Below are 3724 nucleotides of genomic sequence, written 5' to 3'. Positions count from 1 at the left end.
AGGCGTCCGTCGGTGTCGTAGTGGTACAGCGTTTGCGCATTGGAACAATCGCGGTAACTGAGTAGCTGACCGTGTACGTTCCAGCTCAGGTACTTGGTCTTGTCCAGCGCATCGGTGACACGTACCACCCGGCCTTCGGGGTCGTATTGGTAGTGGGTCTTGCGGCCCAGCGGATCTTCTTCCCAGAGCAGGTTGCCCTGGGCATCGTAGCGGGAGCGGTACGTGCGCCCCGCAGCATCGGTGACTTCGACAGGCAACGCCCAGTGCCGCAGGTAGCGGATGTGTTCGCGACGTCCCAATGGGTCGCGCGTCTCGATCAGGCGGCCAATGTCATCGTAGCTGTAGTGCCATTCGCCGCCCTGTGGATCGACACTCTTCATCAATTGCCCGGCGATGATTTCCTCTTGCCAGCAGTTACCGAGGGGGTCGATATGCTTGTAGATCTCATAGAACGGGCCCCAATAGTAATGGTCCTGACGACCGAGGCTGTCGGTGACGTGGGTTTCACCACGCTCCAGGTCGTATTCGAATTGATACTCTTCGCCGTCGCTGCCCCAGTGGCGAGTGACGCGCCATTCGTGGTCGGGTTGTGGCTCCAATAGCGGCGGAAGCTGGTACGAAGTGCCGTCTGCACGCTTGGGTGTGGGACGGTTCTCGGGGATGGTAAAGCGTGCCCATTCGTACTCGCGGACGGCGCCACTGGCGATCTGATGGCTGTTCAGATAGCCCTCGGCAGTGTAGGTGAAGCGACGGACCACGTGGTCAGTCGCGTCCAACACTTCCTGCAACTGGCCACTGCGTGTATAGCGATAGGTGGCCAGGACCTTGTCGTGCTCGATGCAGGGGGGGTCGCCGGCCTTCAGGAATACACGGGACGCCTTGCTGACACGCTTTGGATGGTGTTGATCATAGTGAAGCTGCACAACGGTTTGGCTGTACTTGTCGACGAGGAAGTGCAGGCGGCCCTGTTCGTCGTACAGCATGTCGAGGACGTTGAGGTTGCGGTCGCCCACGCGGATCAGTCGCGAGCGTTGCGGGTTATGCGGGTCAGGCTGGAAAAGCTGATAGCGTCCTGAGTAGATCTCCTCGACAACGGTCTGACCATCCTCCAGCTGGTAGAAGGTCAAGCCATCCATGACGTTGACGAACGCGTTGCCGGCTATGAGCTGGCCCAGTTCCAGGCGGTTGCCTGCCTCGTCGACGTAGATCCATAGCTCGCCGTACGGTCGATTTCAACCTCAGTAGCGGGTGACAATGTGGCGGCGATGGAAGGGCAATGTACTTCGTTGCAGGAGTTGTTTGTTTTAATAGGTGCTCTAGATATGAGTTGGCTATTCGGGAGGTAAGGGTGGCGCATAGTGCTCTAAAATATAAACATCCTCCGCTCGGCATTCTGGATAAACCCATTTTGACCAGTTGTCTATAAGCCATTGTTTGCTCACTGATCTGCTTTGTTGGCACTCGCACTCTTTGGGGAGGTGGATTAATACAAGGCCGGCTTTGTGCCCCGTTGCAATTACTAGAGTATGTCCGGTGTTGTCGTCCGGGAGGCTAACCAGCAATGCGTCAACGAAATCCTCATAAGGCCATGTTGCTGGGAATCTCAGTACAGCGCCTCTTGGTAAATCACTGATTGTATAGTCAATTAGTCTCTTCATTACCTTACTCGCAGGTCGTGTTTACCGCTTGGGTCTAATGAATTTGGTATTGGGCTTGTGTTCATATCGACCTCTCCTAAGTGTTTTCCTTTCTTCATGTCTATTTTTTCAAACCTTCCGTGTTGAGTGTCAAGTGAGTAGTAATGCTTGCCGTCGGTGTACACTGTTCGGCCATTGTTTAGTTTTTCTACTCTTTTCGCTCTTGTCCAGGAGCGAGATCTCGCAATTTGGTCAGCCATCCCTCTCACTACAGGAACTCTCTCTGCTGGTGGCAAAAAGGCGAGGCTTCGCTCGAACTCGGAAACGGTCTGACCATCAGGGAGGTTCTTACAGCGTTGTAAGCCTAAAGGGTCGACCCATTGAGCAGGGTTCGGTCCGTAATGGTAGAGGTTCAGCCCTCCCGCCAGCCCAATTGGATCCGGCTGGGTAAACCGCCCCACCTCCGGATCATAAAACCTGAAGGTGTTGTAGTGCAGCCCGGTTTCGCGGTCAAGGTACTGCCCCTGAAAACGCAGGTTCTGCTCACTTCCTGCCTGTCGATCATGCCACTCGTCCCGCGTCCTGCCCCAGGCCCGGTACTCGCTGTGCCATACCGTGTTGCCGGCGGTGTCAGTCAACTGTTCCGGTAGCCCTGCCAGGTTGGTGTGGAAGTAGAAGATCGCCTCGCTCCCTGGTTTGCCATCGATGCGGGCCAAGGGTTCATAGCTGTCCGGATCGGCATACACGTAAAGGCTGGGTCTGCCGTCCTGTACCTCTTCCAGCAGCCGCAAGCCTTGCCAATGAAACAGCGTGCGGTGGCTCGGTTCGCTGGCGCCGTCGTGATACACCTGCTTGCTGATGCGCCGCCCCAGCGGGTCGTAGCCGAACACCACGCGTTGGCGCAGCGCGCCGTTCTGTTGATGTACCTCAATCAGTCGGTGTTCGGCGTCGTACTCGAAGCGTTGAATGCGGTTGCTGCCAGTCCGCTTTTCGCTCAGCCGCCCAAAGCGGTCATAGCGATAACGCTTGTCCTGATACACATGCACGCGGTTGTGCTTGATCAGGCCGTTGACCCGGTAGCCGTCGAACAGGTTGCCGGCCGCGTCGTAGTTGAGGCTCTCGATATGCTGGCCCAACGACGTGGGGCCGCTGCGGTGCACGCTTTGGATCTGCTCGACGGGGTTGTAGCCATAGCGGGCGCTGCCTTGATAGCTCTTGCCGGTCGATGACTGGTTATGAAAACGCCCGATCAGGCTGTCGTCGTTGGCCGCCGTGGCCGAGTGGCGAGCGCCTGGACGCTGGGTCTGGGTCAGTATCTCGGCCACCAGGTTGTCACTGGCGTCGTACTGGTAGTCTTTCTGCAACAGCGGTAACACCTCGCGGGCGACTTGCTGGTAGTGCAGGGCTTTCTGGCTGAGGCGGCCATTGCAGTCGTAGCGGGTACGGGTGTGCAGGGCGCCCTGGGTGCGAAGCACTTCGTCGTGCAGTGCATCGCGCTCGAAATCGCTGATCACCCGCCCGCCCAGGTTGATTTGATGCAGGTGGCCGCTGCCGTAGTGCAGGTGGTTGAGCTGGCGTTGGTCGGGCAGGGTCAGGGTTTGCAGGTTGCCCAGTTCATCGTAGTCGTACTGCAGCAGGCCGGCGCTGTTGGTCTCGCTGAGCAGTTGGCCGAGGGTATCGTAGGCATAGTCTAGCCGCTGCTCTTCACCTTGTTTGTTTATAAAGGCAATCGACAGCAGGTTGTCGGCGTTATCGTAGGCATACTCGGTGACGCCGTCGTCGGTGCGTTTGCGGATCAGGCGGCCGAGGGCGTCACGCTCGAAATGATGCACCAGTGGCGTGTGCGGTTCGGCGCTGTCCTTGCCATCCAGATCAGGTTCGGCCAGCGGCGCGGGGATATGGCGGATGCCGGTGACCTCGCCCAACGGGTCGTACTGATAGATATGTCCACTGCCGTCCAGGTCCTGCTGGGCCAGCAGGCGGTCCAGCGCATCCCACTCGAAGCGGTAGCGTTCGTGGTTTTCATTGCTCAGGTGCAGCAGTCGGCCATAGGCGTCGTAGCCAAACTCGACGCTGTGGCCGAGGGC

At 58.0% G+C, this 3724-nt stretch carries 2 protein-coding genes and 1 pseudogene; all 3 read right to left on the bottom strand.

Annotated features, from left to right (window positions below; translation table 11 throughout):
* Nucleotides 1-1136 (bottom strand): annotated as a pseudogene (locus BMZ57_RS28870) (RHS repeat domain-containing protein); the annotation flags it as partial.
* A 195-nt stretch (nucleotides 1137-1331) separates the two neighbouring features.
* Complete coding sequence (gene imm45, locus BMZ57_RS30080) at nucleotides 1332-1658, bottom strand: Imm45 family immunity protein (protein WP_074900766.1); 327 nt, start codon at nucleotides 1656-1658, stop codon at nucleotides 1332-1334.
* Nucleotides 1658-3724, bottom strand: a 2067-nt coding sequence (locus BMZ57_RS28860) for an RHS repeat-associated core domain-containing protein (protein WP_175497160.1), incomplete at its 5' end; no start/stop codon positions are given. The genes BMZ57_RS28860 and imm45, both read right to left, overlap by 1 nt.

The organism is Pseudomonas simiae (assembly GCF_900111895.1).
Lineage (GTDB): Bacteria > Pseudomonadota > Gammaproteobacteria > Pseudomonadales > Pseudomonadaceae > Aquipseudomonas > Aquipseudomonas simiae.
Note: the sequence above shows the minus strand (reverse complement) of the source record. Positions and strands in the feature narration are given on the sequence as shown.